Here is a 17,146-nt window from a genome sequence, read left to right on the forward strand (position 1 = left end):
TGGTCAGAGCGTAGTGCAAAAATCTCAGCAGTAGTTGAAAAAAATTCAGCCTGCGTGCGCCATCAACCAATCGTGAAAGCGTTTCAGATCAGATCGCATCGGCGCGTCGGGTCGCACAACGAAATATGCCATTTTGTCCGCGTCTGGCACATCAAAGGGTGCCGCCAGCACGCCCATGTTCAACAATGGATCAATCAGAGGCCGCCGCCCCAACGCAATCCCCAAACCGTCCTGAGCGCCCTGTATCGTCAACTCATACGTTTCCAGATTATAGCGATGCTCAGCTGCGGGTACTTCGATATCCCGAGCCTTACACCACCGGTCCCATTCGCCGTCGACAGTTGTATTGACCAGAACACGTTGTGTTTTCAGCACCTCAGCCAGCGGTGCGCCTTTCACGTCTTCCGCAAGCGTTTGGGACATGACCGGCACAATGGTTTCTCGCAACAATGGTTGGGAAATTGCTTCGGGCCAGTTTCCTGTACCACGTCGAATAGCCAGATCCACGTTTTCCCGTTCCAGATCCACAACCCGCGTTGTTGTCACCAAATTCACTTCAAGATCTGGGTGGCTACGCTCCAAGTCCGCCAGACGCGGCAAAAGCCAACCCGCAGCGAAAGACGGCGTCAGCGTCAGCGAGATACGTTTACGGCCCGGCATCGACCGTATCGCCTCGGTCGCCCGCAATATTTCAGCCATCGGCCCCTTGATCCGATCAAAAAACTGACCTCCATCCGGCGTAAGGTACAGACGCCCTTTTCTGTTTTCGATCAGACGCACGCCAAGCTCAGCCTCCAGCGACTTGACCTGATGGCTGATAGAGGACGGAGAGACATTCAACCGCGCAGCGGCCTGAACAGCGCTGCCTGTCAAGGCAAGTTCGTAAAACGACTTCAAACCACCGAAGGGCGGAAAATAGTCCTTTTGAATTGAGGGTTTTTGTGGGGACATCACGGTCCTTATTGTAGCTGGGCTAGACTTATTTACACACAAAAACCTTTGCAAGCGCACTGCTCTAATTGCCATCTGCTTTTGCTGTGAAGCCAAAAGATATCAGATCACGTATGGAAACCTAAACTGCTTTGGTTCAATACAGTTTGTTAGATACCGCTGTGGCGTGCCACCCGGGCGAATACTGAAAGGACCAACCCTTAATGTCTGACTTTCCTACTCTGACCGAACTCGAGACCGAAGAAGCCGAGTTCCACCTGTCGTCTTTTTCCTTTGAAGACGGCCTGCGACTTGCGTTGGACACAGTAGAAAAAGCGAACCAGGAAAGCTTGCCAATCGCCCTTGAGGTTTTTGCTTATGGCCAGGTGATTGCACATATCGGTTTGCCGGGCAGTACGCCCGACAACGGGCACTGGATTCGCCGCAAACGCAATACGGTGCTGCGATGCGCGCACAGCTCTCTCTATATGGGTCAGGTTGAACGCGACAAAGGGATATCGGTTGCCGAGGTATTTGCCATGGACCCTTCAGAGCATGCGTTTCACGGGGGGTGCGTTCCGATCTTCCTGAAAGGCAACGGTCTGATCGGCACATTCACGATTTCGGGTCTGGAACAAGTCGAAGATCACAAGCTTGCCTCTGCAATGCTCCGGAACCTCGCTCGTTAAAACGCGCAGTCACAAATTGGATCTAAACAAGTGCCGGATGGCCAAGGGTCAATCCGGCCGGTTTTTGCTGTCGTCGTCCACTTCGGACAGCCAATTGAACAATACCTTGGCCCGGTCGGACGCCTGATTGTGCAGCACTACATAAAAATCCAGTGGGGACGATACTGTTTGGGGAAAGAGCTTGACCAGCTTACCCGAAGCCACAAGATCTGTTGTCAGCCCTTCCCACCCAAGAACGGCCCCCATGTCATCCTGCGCCGCCTGTAGCGCGATGACATAGTTATTCACGCGATGCGCCGCGCGCGGTTTTCCAGAGAACCCAAGCGCATCAAGCCATTGCTGCCAATCGGTCCAACCGCTTTCCGCTGCTTCGAGATAGATCAACGGAATATTGGCTACATCGTCTATGCTGTCCAACTTGTGTTGGGCTGCAAAACGGGGGCTGCCAAGCGCCATGATCTGATCGTGAAACAGGGCCCGGCACAGGCCGGAGTCGCGGTTCATGTGCCCATAATGAATGCTCAGATCACAATCCGTCGGGCTTATGTCCTGATCACTGACAACCTGCGCAACTGAAATGTGCGGATGACTTTTCCAGAATTGCGCCAACCGCGGCGTCAGCCACAACGAACTCACAGCGGTCGTTGACCGAATAGTGACAGATGTGCGTCCGTGATGGGCCCGCAACTGACCTACCGCCTCGCTAATTCCTTCGAAACCGCGCTGTAGCGCGACTAGCAGGTAGGCCCCGCTTTCTGACAGCTCGACCCCACGGTGAAAGCGATGGAAGAGCGTACATTGAAGTTCTTGCTCAAGGCTTTTGATCTGATGGCTGACGGCCGCTGGGGTCACGTTCAACTCAGTCGCCGCCGCCTTAAAACTTACGTTGCGCGCAGCGGCTTCGAAACTGACCAAGGACGTCATGGGCGGTATATCATAAGGGCGTTTGGGCAACTTCACCTCGCATAAAACGCTTTCAGGTCGCTTGTTTTCATTTGAATGAAAGCCATTCGAGTGAATTTTTCTAATGCAGGATGAGTTTTTTTACAATTGCGCGAATTCAAGTCTCGCTCAAGATTGTATCCAATCACACTTGGCAAAACGCTGGCGTACGGGGCGATATTTCACAGCCATAGCCACCCGCAAATGACGCCCTTGCCCAAACACCCAGGCCGCGTCGCCTTGACCCAAGTGGTGAGTAACAACAGGGTATTGCCCTGAGCTCTGCGCAGCGGACCGCGCGGTCTGTACAGAATGGAAACAAATGGCAACTCCGGTGTTGCCCGCGAGTCTTTGAAGGAAAACAAGATGAAGTCACATGCAAAGGTTGTGGTTGTCGGAGGCGGCTGTGTTGGGGCCTCGATCCTGTATGGCTTGACCGAAAATGGCTGCAATGACGCTGTCATGCTAGAGCGCACCACGCTCACTTCGGGCTCGACCTGGCATGCGGCCGGCTTGCTGGTGACATTCGTGCGCTCGCACAACGTATCCAAAATGACGATGGAAACCATCCGTATCTATACCGAAGTCGAGCAGAAGATGGGCACCTCGGTCGGACTGCGCAAAGTGGGGCAGCTGCGGGTTGCCAACACCGAAAAGCGCTGGGATGAATTCCAATCCTATATCTCAATCGCCGAAGCTGCCGGTGTGCCCTGTAAGTTGGTGTCGCCGGAAGAGATCGCTGAGATTCATCCACTGCTGAACCAAAGTCCCGATATCCGTGGCGGCATCCTGCATACCGAAGACGGCTATGTGAACCCGGCCGATATCACCATGGCCATGGCCAAGCTGGCCCGCGACGCAGGCGCTAAGGTGTATCAGAACACCGAGGCGACCGCTTACGAAAAGCTGGATAACGGTAATTGGAAAGTAACAACCAATCAGGGCGAAATCACCTGTGAGCACCTGATCTTTGCAACCGGCAACTACGCCCGCGAAAACGCCCGCCGCGTCGGTCTGGATCTGCCTTGTATCCCGATTGTCCATCAATACTGGACGACCGACCACGTACCGCAGCTGATCGAGCGTAAGAAAAAAGGTGAGCCCGAATACCCGATCCTGCGCGACGAGGATTATGGCGCGTATTTGCGCGAAGATGTGGGTGGCATTCAGTTCGGCCCCTACGAATTCACCAAGGATCTCAAGCTATTTGCCGAAGACCGAGTGCCGCCTGAATTCGGTGCCGATCTGTTGCCCGAAGATTTTGACGCCGTGGAAACCCAGTGGGAGCGCGCGATTGAGCGGGTCCCAACATTGGGCGAAGTCGGTATCAAAGCCAACACGCGCGGCCCGTTCCAGATGACACCGGATGAGCTGCCCCTGGCCGGTCCCGCACCGGGGCATGACAACCTGTGGCTGGCCGAGGGTATGCCCGGCGGTATTCTTTGGGGCGGCACTGTAGGGAACCGTTTGGCGAAATGGATCGTCGACGGGGATCCGGGCATGGACATGTCGGAACTCGATCCGCGCCGGTTCTCGGATTATGCGTCTAAACGCTGGACCATGGACAAAGTGCGCGAGACATGGGGCACTCATATGAACGCGCATATACCGGGTGAGGATTTCCCCGATGCGCGCCCGATGAAAACCATGGGGTCCTACGATCTGCTGACCGCACAGGGCGCGGTCTGGACCAGCTTCAACGGCTACGAATTCCCCCGCTGGTTTGCCAAGTCCCCCGAAGAGGCAATCCCCGAACATTCCTTCCGCCGCACCAACCACATGGAACTGGTGCAGGAAGAAGTGCGTCGCACGCGCGAAGAGGCAGGCTTCATCGAAATGTCGCCAATGACCAAGTTCACCGTGCGCGGACCGGGCGCGGCGAAATGGCTGGATGGGTTGATGGCCAACAAGTTGCCCAAAGTGGGCCGCATGACCCTGTCGCTGATGCTGAATGACAAGGGTGGAATGGATGCAGAATACACAATCGTGCGCTACGCCGAGGATGATTTCTACCTGATCTCAACCCCCAATTGGCGGGCTTACAACTGGGACCAGATGCAGCGTCTGCTGCCCAAAGACGGCTCGGTCATCATGGACGACATCTCGGAACAGTTGGGTGTGATTGCCTTGGCCGGACCCAAAGCACGTGACATCCTGCAACCGTTGACCGACAACGATCTGTCGAACGAGTCTTTCCCGTGGCTGTCGGCCCAGATGGGTGAAGTGGGCTATGCCAAAGGCGTACACCTGTTGCGCGTATCCTATACCGGCGAGCTGGGTTGGGAATTGCACCACCCGGTCGGATACAACCGCCACTTGGTTGATCTGCTGCTGAAAGCGGGCGTGAAACCCTTTGGCCTTGAGGCGCTGGAATCCATGCGCCTTGAGAAATCCTACCGCGCTATCAATCGCGAGATTTGCAAGGATATGACCCCATATGAAGCCGATCTGGGCCGGTTCGTAGCAATGACCGAAAAGATCGGCGGGCAAGTGGCCGAACGGGATTTCATTGGTAAGGCCGCCCTGCAAAAACAGCAGCAGGAGGGTGGTTACAACACTCTGGTCACGTTGAAACTTCCGTTCTGTGATACCTCGGTCATGTTTGACGAAGGTGTCTATGCCGAGGGCAAGCTGATCGGGCGCGTCACTTCGGGCGGATTCTCATATTACTGCAACCATGACATTGCGATGGCGCTTGTACCGCAGGACATGACGACGCCGGGAACCAAGATGCATGTCATGGTTCACAACGAAATGCGCGACGCTGAGGTGATCGATACCTGTGCTGTAGACCCAAGCAGCGCCCGAGCGCGCGCCTGATACGGAGGAGTCCTTATGGCAGAAGCTAGAGCACGTTCAGGTCGCGGCGGTGGGCGCGCGGCGCGGGTACAAGCCCGCACCAACCCTCCTCCGGTTTACCTTTCGACTCTGAATCGCAAAATCGGGCCGATTGATCTGCTTGGGCCTGAAGGTGTTGAAAAAATCCACAACGCGGCGATGACGATCCTGGAAACCACAGGCATCGAATTCCGCGACCCGGTGGCCCTGGCTGACTGGAAAAAACACGGAGCGGACGTTCAAGGCGAAAGGGTTCGCATCGGTCGGGACATGCTGATGGATCTGATCTCGGCAGTCCCATCGGAATGGGGCTATGCCGCGCGCAACCCGGAACGATCACTCCGGGTGGGGAACCGGAACTCGATCTTTGCGAACGCCTATGGCGCACCTTTTGTCTATGGTCTGGATGGTGTGCGACGACCTTCGGTGCTGGAGGATGCGCACAACTTCTTCAAACTCAGTCAGATGAGCCAGTCCATGATGGTGCCCGGCGTCCTGCCTGTTGAGCCTCAGGACGTCCCCGTTCCGCAGCGCCACCTGGAGCTGGTGCACGCCGCGCTGACACTGACCGACAAGCCGATCAAGGGGTCCGTTCTGTCGGAACAAGCGGCGCGAGACTCGGTTGAGATGACCCGCATCGTTTTTGGCGAGGAGTTTGTCGACAATAACGTTGTGATGGCCGCCCTGCTGAACTGCAACACGCCTTTGGTCTGGGATGAGACCATGCTGCAAAGTCTGCGTGTCTATGCCGCTGCCAATCAGCCATGCCTGTTGTCACCGTTTGTTTTGGCCGGGGCGAGCACGCCCGCCAGCCCTCAGGGGGGCGTGGCGCTTTTGATCGCTGAATCGCTGGCAGGGATGGCCTATAGCCAGATCATCCGACGTGGCGCACCAATGGTTTTAGGCGTTGCAATCATGGGTGTATCGATGAAAACCGGGGCACCGATGATGGGCTCGCCTGAACCCGGCCTTATGAACATGCTCGTGGGGCAGATGGCGCGCTACTATGATGTCCCCTGGCGGACTTGCACCATGTGGACCGGCTCGAAATCGCCGGATATGCAAGCCGCGTTCGATACCGCGAATACGATGTGGCCAGTGCTGTTGGGCGGGGCAAATTATATCGTCCACTCAGCGGGTTTCCTTGAGGGGGCGTTGGGTGTCAGCTATTCGAAATGGGTGCAGGACACGCTGCAACTGGAAAACTTCCACCGCTTCTTTAGCGGCCTTCAAGAAGAAAATCTGGACGCGCTTCTGGGCGACATCCAACAGATCGGCCCCGGCGGGCACTTCCTTGGCACGGATCACACACGCGAAAACCCGATGCACATGAACCATCTGCAGAACAACGACAGCTTCGAACAATGGGAAGCCGAAGGTTCGAAAACGGCTGAAACCGTCGGCACTGAAGAGGCGGAACGTATGCTAAGAACTTATGTTCAACCTCCGATGCCGGACGACCAACGCGGCGCACTGGACGAGTTCGTCGCCAAAAAGCGCGCGGAATACAGCGTTTGAAACACGTACAAAAGGGTGCCCCGGCTCCCTTTTCAGCCACACAAGGACAGGATTTGGCAAATGACCGAGGTCTCGACGAAAACGCTCTCACTCCAAGAGGTTAGGGAATTGGCTAAGTCCGTCCTTGTGGCGGCCGGGATGAACGAGACAGGCAGTGACCTGATCGCTGATATTGTGACCAAGTCCGAACGTGACGGCCCGCGCAGTCATGGTTTGCGGATGCTGCCTGTTTATGTACAGAGCTTTACTTCGGGCTATGCAAACCCTGCCTCGGACCCAAAAGTCGAGCGTATCGCGCCGAGTGTTCTGCGCGGGGATGGGGACAACGGATACTACCAGATCGCTGCAGCCTCAGCTCTGGATGATCTGATCGCGATGGCCCGCGAAAACGGCATTGCGGCCTTTACCTGCGCCAACTGCCACCACCTTGCGGGCCTGCGCTTTGACACCGAGCCGTTGGCCGAGGCCGGGCTGGTGGCTTTGGGTGTTGTCAATTCGCTGTCAATGGTTGTGCCGCAAGGTGGTGTGCGCCCGGTTTTTGGCACCAACCCTATGTCCTTTGCCTGCCCCCGTCAGGGGCAAGATCCGATCGTTTGGGATCAGGCCTCATCCATGGTGGCGTTGATGGACATCCGTATGGCCGCTGCCGAAGGACATGACCTTCCACGCGCCGCTGGTCTTGATCCCGAAGGTCAGCCCAGCACAGATCCAAACGCCATTCTGGAAACCCGCAGCCTGCTACCGTTTGGTGAGCATAAGGGAGCCGCGATCGCCTTCCTGATCGAAGTCATGGGTGCCGCGCTGGCGGGCGGTACATTGTCGGTCGACAATACCGACCGAGAGGCCCATGGCGCACTCAATATCAAGGGCGGTTCAACTCTTATCGCCATTGATCCCACCCGGTTCGGAAACGCAGCCTTTGATAACTACATCAAGCGCATCTGCGCTGAGATCGAAGGCAATGGCGCGGCCCGCGTGCCCGGTGATGGGCGGCTGAAAAATCGCGCCGTATCGCAGGCCGAAGGGGTCCTTGTTAGCACAGAGTTGCTCAAGCAATTGCACGAACTGCGGTAAAGGCCCAAAAACATGACGCAAGTGATGGTGATCGGCGGCGGTGTCGTAGGAATTTCCTGTGCGCTGGCGCTGCAGTCGCAGGGCCATGATGTTACGGTTATCGAACCCGGCCCGGTCGGAGAGGGCGCAAGCTGGGCCTCATGCGGGTGTATCGCTGTCGGTGAAATTGTCCCGCTTTCGCAACCGGGCATGCTGATGAAGGTGCCGGGTTGGCTTTTGAACCCCGAAGCGCCCTTGACCCTTCGTCCGGCTTCAGCTGTTCGTTTGTTGCCGTGGTTCACTAAGTTTGCGTCCAACGCTCGCGGATCAAAGATGCGCGCCATCGCGTCAGACTTGGCGCGGCTGACCTTCGCCGCAACTGAAGATTTCAAGGCGCAATTGGCTGATATTGGCGAGCCCGACCTATTGATCGAAAAACCGATCATCAAGCTTTTTGACGATGACAACGATCTTGCCACCATGGCGCCGGCCTTTGCACTGGCCCGCGATCTGGGGTGCACCATCGAAGACATTTCCGGCCAAGAAGCGCACGAGTTGGACCCCGCCATCGCGCCTGATTTCAAACACGCCGCCCTGCTGCGAGACTGGAGCTTTGTGACCGCGCCAAAACGGCTGGTCGAGTCGCTGCATCAGGCCTTTGTCAGCCGCGGTGGCAAAGCCGTCGCTGGTGCCGCCGAAGGGTTTGAGCGTGACGGGCGAACCGTCAAAGGTGTTCGTCTTTGCGATGGTCAGGTTCTTTACGCGCAAGAGTTTGTTTTGGCCGCGGGAACGCATTCTCGCGAACTAGCGCAACAATTGGCCGTACCGATCCAACTGGAAGGTGTGATCGGGTATTCGACCGCTTTGCGCGACAGCGGCAGTGATCTGGCGCATATGGTGTTCTATGCGAAGGGCGGATTTGGGATCACACCATACGAAGACGCCTTGGCCGTGGCAGGGACCATCGAATTTGCCGATCTTGCAGCGAAACCAAATTGGAACCGAGCCGACATTCTGGTCAAACGTGCAGAACGCGTTTTGCCGGGCCTTCGAACTGACAAGGGCGAGCGCCGGATAGGTCGCCGTCCCTTCACACCAGATACCCGGCCCATTATCGGCCGCACTGCGCAGTTGGCGAATGTCATCTTCGCGACCGGGCACGGTCAGTTGGGGCTGACACTGGCGGCGACCACCGCGCGGTTGGTGGCAGACGAGCTTGCGGGGCGAAACCCCAAAATTGATATTCAGGCCTTCAGTCCGGATCGGTTCTGAACACCAAGCAGCCTGTCAATTTGCCGTTTCCGGCGATCCTTGGTTCCACACTTACACGCCTGTCAAACGGTTAAGATGTGCGTAGCGGTCCCCAAGCTGATGGTCGATCGTGATCAAACGCTTAGCAAAATGAGAAACTGGATATTCCCAAGTCATACCGATCCCGCCATGCAATTGGATGCTTTCCTCGGCAATAAGTTTTCCGGATCGACCAATCAGGTTCTTGGCCATGGACGTGTATTTTTTAGCGGCGGGGCTGTCGAGTTTGCTGGCCGCAAGGATCGTAATCGAGCGGCATTGTTCAATCTCGATTGCCATGTCCACAACACGGTGTTGAAGGGCCTGAAAGCTTGCAATCGGACGACCGAATTGTTGCCGTTGTTTCAGGTAATCAACCGTCATCTCAAGCAGCACTTCCATCACACCAACGGCTTCTGCGCACAAGGCAAGGCAACCTGCAGTGAGCGTGGCCTCGATCGTAGGCGTCGCATTTTGGGAAAGACATTCAGCGTTGGTGTTGTCCAGAATAAGCTCTCCGCCCCCGCCGCCATCGATCATGGCGTAATCAATGGTTTCAGGTGCATCGACCAGAAACAAACCCAACTCTTCACCAACTCTTGCGACCACGAGGGCCGCGTCAGCGCCCGGCAGCCCGTACACAACGGTTTTGCGACCGTTCAAAATCCATGCGCCGCCGGCATTGGAAGCGCTTGTTTGGATCAAAGACAGGTCGTCCGCTTCGGGTTCAAAGACCGCGAAGGCGAAACGTTTTTCTCCGGCGATCAAATCTGCCGCTAAGTCTGAATTGCCACATCCAACAACAGACCGGACGGACAATAGCGCCGCCAGCATAGGTTCGGGACATAGTCCGCGTCCCAATTCCTCGAAGACCGTCGTGATGTCAAAGCCATCACCGCCAAAGCCACCTTCGGCCTCGGTCACGAATGCACCGATAATCCCAAGTTCGGCCATCTCCCGATATTTCTGACGGGAATGATAAGGGGCCTGTGCAACAACCGCGTTTCGCGTTTCGAAGTCATATTGTTCTGCAAGATACCGACGTAACGTATCGGACAGCATCTGCCGGTCAGCGCTGAGGTTGAAGTCCATCGATCAGCCTCCGAACAGGTCTTTTGCAATGATATTGCGTTGGATTTCGTTCGATCCGCCAAAAATCGAAAGCTTTCGGTTGTTGAAATAAACCGCCGCAGCACGTGCCGCCTCTTCTGGGATTGTTCGGGCATTTTCCGGCAGGTCTTCGACCGGAAACGGAGCAGCAGCGGCCCCCAGCGCCGAGCGCGTCAGGTGTTGTATTCTTTGTCGAATAACCGTGCCCTTGATCTTGAGCATCGAACTTTGCGTGCCTGATGCCGCGCCAGCTTTGGCTGCAGACAACATCCGCAGGTTCGTGACCCTGAGAGCCTCAAGATCAACCTCAACTTCAGCTATTTCCGCCGCAAACAAAGGATCCTGAGCCAAGAGTTTGCCGCCGCGAACCAGTTGTTGAGACAAAGCTTTCAACTTATCAAGGTCGCGCGCTGAAAACCCAACGCCCGCAATATTGGTGCGCTCATGGGTCAGCAGGTACTTTGCAATCGTCCAACCGCGATTTTCCTCTCCGACAAGGTTTGCCACAGGTACGCGCACATCAGTAAAGAAAACCTCATTGACCTCATGCCCGCCTTCCAAAAGCTTGATGGGGCGCAGATCTATACCCGGGGTATCCATATTGGCCAGAACAAAGCTGATCCCTTCCTGCGGCTTCCCTTCTGACGAGGTACGCACAAGGCAGAAAATCTTGTTGGCATATTGCCCAAGCGTGGTCCATGTCTTCTGGCCGTTGATAACGTAGAAATCCCCGTCCCTTTCAGCACGTGTTTTCAAGCTGGCCAAATCTGACCCCGCGCCCGGTTCAGAATACCCCTGACACCACCAGTCCGAACCATCGAGAATGCGCGGCAGCAGCTCAGCCTTTTGCGCATCCGTGCCGAATTTCATCAAAACCGGGCCCAACATATTCAAACCGAATGGGACGGTGCGTGGTGCATTGGCCAATGCACATTCTTCTTCAAAAATATGCCGTTCAACTGCTGTCCAACCGGTTCCGCCGTACTCCTTAGGCCACGTGATAGCCAGCCACCCCCGCGCATTGAGAGTGGCGTGCCAGCCGTTCATTTCCTGTTTCGTCAGACCTTCGTTGTTGCGTCCCTTGCGGGCCAGATCGGCCGATAGGTTTTCTGCCAAAAACGCGCGAACTTCTTCGCGGAAAGCCTCTTCTTCGGGTGTAAAGCTCAGGTCCATGATCAACCGTTCCCGTTCAGATCAGCGAACGATTTTCCTGACTGCGCCAGTTCGCGCAATATTGCTGGGACCTGCCAATAATGGGGGTCTTCCTGGGCATATTGCTCAATACGCCGCACTAACTCTGGCAAACCGACAATGTCTGCGTATTGCAGCGGTCCTCCCCAATGGCGGGGAAACCCGTATCCAAACAAGAACACCGCATCCACGTCAATCGGGCGCAAAGCGATCTTGTCTTCAACCACTCTTGCCGCTTCGGACACCATCGCGGCCATGTAACGTTCCACGATCTCAGTGTTCGAAAAATCACGAGCCGTTATGCCCTTTTCGGCTCGTTCGGCAGCAGCAAAATCCGCAATTGCTGGATTCACCTGACGGTCTTTCCCGTCGTAGATGTAGAAACCCTTACCCGTTTTGCGCCCGAACCAACCCTGTTCGCACACCCGGTCGGCGATTTCGACATAGCGTTCCTGCGGTGGCCGCAAGTCGGCCTGCCGTTTTCTTGTGGCCCAACCGATGTCCTGCCCGGCCAAGTCGGAAACGGCAAAAGGACCCATCGCAAACCCGAACTCTTCCAACGCGCGGTCGATCTGTTCAAAAGGCGCACCGTCCAGTTGCATGTAAGCCGTCGACTTGCGGTAATGCGCCAAAACACGGTTCCCGATAAACCCGTCACAGACCTCGGACCGAACAGCGATCTTTCTTAGCTTCTTTGCAAGTTTGAAACTGCTCGCCACAACCTCTGGTGCAGTATCACGCGCCACTACGACCTCAAGCAAACGCATGACGTGGGCCGGAGAGAAAAAATGCAGTCCAATCACGTCATGTGGCCTCGTCGTGGCTGACGCTATTTCGCTTACATCCAGATAAGAAGTATTCGTGGCCAAAATCGCGCCGGGTTTGCAAACCTTGTCCAACTTACCGAAGACGTCCTGCTTGACCTCCATACTTTCAAACACCGCTTCCACAACGACATCCGCGTCGGACAGGGATTGAATATCGGTACTACAACTGAAACGGCTCAGCGCGGCCTCTTTTTGGTGTTCCGTCAGTTTGCCGCGTTTGACCGCTCCGTCGAGGTTTCCGGCAACTGTTTTGAAAGCAAACTCGGCACGTTCTTCAGCCGTTTCGATCAGAACGATAGACATCCCCGCAAGCAACATAGCCGTTGCAATGCCAGACCCCATAGTGCCACCCCCGATCACACCGCCGGATTCCAGGTCGCGTGCTTCGAACTTGGCCTCTGGAATATGAGCAACGGCACGTTCCGCAAAAAATGCGTGCTTCAAACCCTTATGCGCATCGCTGGAAAGAGCTTCGAGAAACAAGTTGCGCTCAATCTGCAAACCCTCAGCCAGCGGCAATGCGCTGGCTTTGGCTGCTTTCAAGGCGCGTTCTGTAACCTCGCCCCGGGCTTTCGCGCGAAAGCTTTCAAGATCCTCGTCCTTCACTCGGTTCTCTAAATTTGCGGTCACACGTGTTTGCAATTGTCCGGCGACAACCTGTTGGCCCGCCGCAAGGGCGACAGCTTCGGGTTCACCATCTTGCAGGTCATCCAAGAGCCCGGCCTTCAACGCGGCTTCAGCCGAGATTGGCTTACCCGATGTGATCATCGTCAGTGCAGTTTGCCCATCGACCAACCGGGGTAGCCGCTGGGTTCCACCTGCGCCGGGTAGCAGACCCAGATTAACCTCGGGCAGACCAAGTTTCAGCCCTTTGATCCCCACCCTGGACTGACAGCTCAACGCGATCTCGAGACCGCCGCCCAGCGTTGTGCCGTGCAAAACGCAAACGACCGGTTTCGGGCTGGCCTCAAGTATCTCACAGACTTCGGGCAGCATTGGTTGTTTGGGCGGTTTCCCAAACTCTCGAATATCGGCCCCGGCCACAAAGGTCCGACCAGCAGCATAAAGCGCGATGACCTGAATCGATGCGTCATTGGCCAAGTCAGACAGCGCCTCTTTCAGCCCAATCCGAACGTCATAACCGGCCGCATTAACAGGAGGGTTGTCAATTTTCACCAGTGCGACTGCACCTTCCTTGCGAACATTTACAACCGTCATTTTCTTCTCCTGTTTCAATGTCATGCCAAACCGAGGCTGAGCGAAAGTGTTTGCACCGTTTGACGCAACTGGGGACCTACTGAGTTTTCGAGCCGATCAGCGTCCAGATCAGCGGCATTCGCTCCGCACAAAAAGGCAAACGGTTGAGATCCCGACCCGTTTCGGAACGGGGTCGCACACGCATTGACCGAACTGTTCCACCCACCATATGAGGTCACAAAACCAAGGCACTGCAATTGTTCACGATCGGCCTGTATTTGGCCCGTATCACCTGGGCCTTCGCTTTCGGCCGCCAGAATGGCCCGTCCCGCCGCGCTGTTTTCCATCCGAATTTGATGCCCTTCGCTCAACCACAGCGAGGAGGCATTTCGGGGCCGCCAGCAACGCGTCAACATAACTGAGTCGCCGTTTCGCATGGTTAGCGCCACAAGAACACCGGTGTCATCGGCCAGTTTCTGCATAATGTTCTCAGCCACCGGCAAGAAAGACAGGGCCGCGCGGGCAGTATATCCCAACGCCATGACAGAAGGACCAAGACGATAGCTGTCCGAGGGTTGCTGCTGTTCCAGAAATCCCATCGATGTCAAAGTAAAAGTCAATCTGGACACGGTCGATGGGGGCATTCCCGTCCTGCGCGCCAGCTCTCGGTTACCCAGGGATTGATCATCCGGCTTAAATGCCTGCATGATGCGCAGACCCTTGGCCAAGGTAGACGCGAAACGACGATCTCTGTCTGTGTCCGTCATAGGAAAAACCATCCGCGCTGTTACGACACCCGTTCCAGCACCATGGCGATACCCTGCCCGACGCCGATACACATGGACAGGCAGGCGTATCTTCCGCCGGTTTCTTCAAGATACCGCATCGCCGTCAACACGATCCGCGCACCTGACGCGCCAAGGGGATGCCCGACGGCAATCGCTCCGCCATTGGGATTCAAGCGGCTGTCCGCAGGGTCTATCTCCAGATGTTTGCAACAGGCCAGAACTTGCGCGGCAAAGGCTTCGTTGATTTCTATCAGGTCCATGTCGGCCAGAGTTAGCCCGGCCCGTTCCAACGCTTTGGGGACAGCAAAAGCAGGGCCGATTCCCATGATCCGCGGCGGCACACCGGCAACGGCCCCGGACAATATCCGCGCACGCGGGGCAGCACGGTCCGTTTTGGCGCCGACAACCAGCATTGCCGCACCATCATTCACACCCGAGGCATTGGCAGCCGTGGTAACACCATCGGGGAAAATGGGCCTGAGGGCGGCCATCTTATCCATCTGAACATCAGGGCGCGGATGCTCATCCTGCGTTACCTGATGCGTCGCGCCCTTGCGCCCTTTGATTGTGATGCCGACAATCTCATCTTCAAAGAAACCGCGCGTTCGGGCCTCTTCGAACCGTGATTGAGACGCAAACGCGAACTGATCCGAAGCCGCACGCGTGATCTGGTAGTCTTCTGCCAGATTGTCAGCGGTTTGTGGCATTGGGTATTCGCCATGCATTTCGGCAATGCGCGGGTTTGGAAACCGCGCGCCAATAGCACTGTCATAAATCTGGGATTGCCGCGCATAAGCGGTTTCAGATTTTGCGATCGTAAACGGTGCCCGCGTCATGCTTTCGACCCCGCCAACCGCATACACCGTAGCCTCGCCCACCGTGATCGACCTTGCCGCGTCCAACACCGCCGACATGCCTGATCCGCACAATCGATTGACGGTCAGCCCGCCAACTGAAACGGGCAAACCAGCCAGCAAACTGCTGTAGCGCGCGACGTTGCGGCTGTCCTCGCCCGACTGACAAACGTTGCCCATAATGACGTCTTCAATCTCAGACGCATCAAAGGCGGAACGCTGAACCAATGCTTCCAGGACTTGGGCTGCCAGATCGTCAGGCCGAACCGAGGCCAAAGCACCGCCGTGGCGCCCAAAAGGGCTGCGTAGCCCGTCATATATATAAGCATCAAGCATTCTCAGCCTCTTTGTCCAATTGCGCCAGTTCCTCCGCAAAGGTTTCGACCAGCTTGTGTTTCAGGATTTTGCCGGTCGCCGCTTCGGGCAGTTCTTGGGCAATGACGATATGATGGGGGATTTTGTATCGAACCAGTTTTTCGGCCAGAAACGCCCTAAGTTCGACCGCTGAAACGGGTGTTCTGAGTGTTACAAATGCCAGAACATCTTCGTTTCCAGCTCGTGCCCGACCCACGACCGCAGCCTGCGTGATGGCTGAGTGCGCATTCAACGCGGCCTCAATCTCGGGCGGGTACACATTGAAACCAGAATGGATAATCACCTCTTTGCACCGGCCCACGATATACAAAGAGCCCTCTGCCGTGATCCGCGCCAGATCACCGGTGCGCAGAAACCCATCTGGCGTGAACACCTGCGCCGTGGCTTCGGGCTCTTTGTAATAGCCTTTCATCACGTTCCTGCCGCGAACCAGCAATTCCCCCACACCATCCGAACCGGGTTCATCAAGCTGAACCTCAACCCCGGGCAAGGCAGGACCAACGGCATCATCCGAAGGGGGCGCTTGGATTTGGGTGGTGGCAATGCCGGGTGAGGCTTCGGTCATCCCATAACCGTTATGAATGGGTAAGCCGAAAATACGTTCGATTTCTTGCTTCCAGTTGGGGTCCAAAGGCGACCCGCCAGAGGACATGTAACGCAGATCGGTGTTCAGATTGTCGATACCGTTGTCTTTGCAGTACTTCAGGATGAGGGCAAACATCTGAGGAACTCCGGACAGCATCGTCGCCCCCCGTTTAAGCCCATCAAGGACAAGGTTGGGATCAAACCGAGACTGTATGCGAAGGCTGCCTCCGGCCAGCAACATGGTCAGGATGATCGACGAAAACCCAAAGATATGCGTTCCTGGCAATACAGCCAAAGACTGATCGTGGCGAGTAGCCTGCCGACGCCGCATCGAGGCATTGGCCATGAAAATCAGATTGTCGTGGGTCAGCATAACACCCTTGGGTGAGCCACTTGTTCCCGATGTATACAAAATAGCCGCCACCTGATCCGCATCAGGCTGCACAGGCTCGGGCTTTGCGGCGCGCAAAGGTGATGCCTGAAGCGTACCCAAAACCGACGTTTTCAACGGTTCCGCATGCCAACGTTGCGCGTGGTTAATTGCGTTTTCCGAAACATCCGGGGTGCATAAGACACAGCATGCCTCCGAATGCGCCGCAATGGTTTCAACCTCAAGCTCGGACGCTCGTGCATTCAGCGGAACAATCCATGCGTCCAAGACGCTCAGCGCCAGTAGTGTTACTATGTAAGTTGCGCAGTTTTCGGCCAAAATCACGACGCGATCACCGGGTCTTACGCCATAATCACGCAAAGCCCTGGCCGCCGTATTCACAGCCTCTTGGAGATCACCATAACTGATAGGCGTTTCGTCATAATCGACGATCGCCAAGTCCGCCGGGTTCTTCCCGTCGATCAGTTGGTGGATACGGCGCATGCATTCTCCTCAGATGCTGTGCCAGGTGAATGTAGCGTCAGGCTCAGGCCTGATCAATATGCGGCACTTTGTTCCGCATGGCGGA

13 protein-coding genes are annotated in these 17,146 nt (G+C 56.1%); 5 read left to right on the forward strand and 8 right to left on the reverse strand.

The genetic code is table 11. The features are described from left to right. Window positions 1-45 precede the first annotated feature (45 nt). Complete coding sequence (locus ACR0BD_RS06690) at window positions 46-951, reverse strand: LysR substrate-binding domain-containing protein (RefSeq protein WP_480829564.1); 906 nt, start codon at window positions 949-951, stop codon at window positions 46-48. A 203-nt stretch (window positions 952-1,154) separates the two neighbouring features. Between ACR0BD_RS06690 and ACR0BD_RS06695 the strand changes: the two genes are divergently transcribed. Continuing rightward, entirely contained in the window at window positions 1,155-1,619 is a 465-nt protein-coding gene (locus tag ACR0BD_RS06695; protein ID WP_480829565.1) for a heme-degrading domain-containing protein, read from the forward strand. A 48-nt stretch (window positions 1,620-1,667) separates the two neighbouring features. On the opposite strand, the gene ACR0BD_RS06700 is transcribed toward ACR0BD_RS06695, so the two are convergent. Continuing rightward, entirely contained in the window at window positions 1,668-2,543 is an 876-nt protein-coding gene (locus ACR0BD_RS06700) for a LysR substrate-binding domain-containing protein (RefSeq protein ID WP_480829566.1), read from the reverse strand. A gap of 384 nt (window positions 2,544-2,927) precedes the next feature. On the opposite strand from ACR0BD_RS06700, the gene ACR0BD_RS06705 reads away from it, so the two are divergent. The 4 genes from ACR0BD_RS06705 to ACR0BD_RS06720 are packed head-to-tail and all read left to right on the forward strand — an operon-like array spanning window position 2,928 to window position 9,242. Next, window positions 2,928-5,381, forward strand: a complete 2,454-nt coding sequence (locus ACR0BD_RS06705; RefSeq protein ID WP_480829567.1) for a GcvT family protein — start codon at window positions 2,928-2,930, stop codon at window positions 5,379-5,381. 15 nt (window positions 5,382-5,396) lie between these two features. Beyond that, window positions 5,397-6,917: a trimethylamine methyltransferase family protein gene (locus ACR0BD_RS06710; protein ID WP_480696749.1), complete on the forward strand. Its 1,521-nt coding sequence runs from the start codon at window positions 5,397-5,399 to the stop codon at window positions 6,915-6,917. A gap of 60 nt (window positions 6,918-6,977) precedes the next feature. Next, window positions 6,978-7,991 carry an Ldh family oxidoreductase gene (locus ACR0BD_RS06715; protein ID WP_480829568.1) on the forward strand — a complete coding sequence of 338 codons (1,014 nt, stop codon included), beginning with the start codon at window positions 6,978-6,980 and terminating at the stop codon, window positions 7,989-7,991. Between the two features lie 12 nt (window positions 7,992-8,003). After that, a complete protein-coding gene (locus tag ACR0BD_RS06720) occupies window positions 8,004-9,242 on the forward strand; it encodes an NAD(P)/FAD-dependent oxidoreductase (RefSeq protein WP_480829569.1) in 1,239 nt (412 codons plus the stop codon). Between the two features lie 51 nt (window positions 9,243-9,293). Here the strand turns inward: ACR0BD_RS06720 and ACR0BD_RS06725 are convergent, their stop codons facing one another. From ACR0BD_RS06725 to ACR0BD_RS06750, 6 genes are read right to left on the reverse strand one after another with little or no spacing between them, the layout of a single operon-like run. Further along, window positions 9,294-10,352 (reverse strand): acyl-CoA dehydrogenase family protein, encoded by a 1,059-nt coding sequence (locus ACR0BD_RS06725; RefSeq protein ID WP_480829570.1) that lies wholly within the window; start codon window positions 10,350-10,352, stop codon window positions 9,294-9,296. A gap of 3 nt (window positions 10,353-10,355) precedes the next feature. Further along, a complete protein-coding gene (locus tag ACR0BD_RS06730) occupies window positions 10,356-11,543 on the reverse strand; it encodes an acyl-CoA dehydrogenase family protein (protein WP_480829571.1) in 1,188 nt (395 codons plus the stop codon). Window positions 11,544-11,545: 2 nt separating this feature from the next. Beyond that, on the reverse strand, window positions 11,546-13,606 hold the full coding sequence (locus tag ACR0BD_RS06735) for a 3-hydroxyacyl-CoA dehydrogenase NAD-binding domain-containing protein (protein ID WP_480829573.1): 2,061 nt from the start codon (window positions 13,604-13,606) through the stop codon (window positions 11,546-11,548). A gap of 20 nt (window positions 13,607-13,626) precedes the next feature. Further along, window positions 13,627-14,352, reverse strand: coding sequence for an IclR family transcriptional regulator (locus ACR0BD_RS06740; protein WP_480829574.1), 726 nt, complete (start codon window positions 14,350-14,352; stop codon window positions 13,627-13,629). Window positions 14,353-14,372: 20 nt separating this feature from the next. Beyond that, window positions 14,373-15,563 carry an acetyl-CoA C-acyltransferase gene (locus ACR0BD_RS06745; protein WP_480829575.1) on the reverse strand — a complete coding sequence of 397 codons (1,191 nt, stop codon included), beginning with the start codon at window positions 15,561-15,563 and terminating at the stop codon, window positions 14,373-14,375. Continuing rightward, window positions 15,556-17,061 (reverse strand): class I adenylate-forming enzyme family protein, encoded by a 1,506-nt coding sequence (locus ACR0BD_RS06750; RefSeq protein WP_480829576.1) that lies wholly within the window; start codon window positions 17,059-17,061, stop codon window positions 15,556-15,558. The genes ACR0BD_RS06745 and ACR0BD_RS06750 overlap by 8 nt, the downstream gene beginning before the upstream one ends. Between the last annotated feature and the right edge of the window lie 85 nt (window positions 17,062-17,146).

This window comes from Ruegeria sp. G5, from assembly GCF_056533365.1.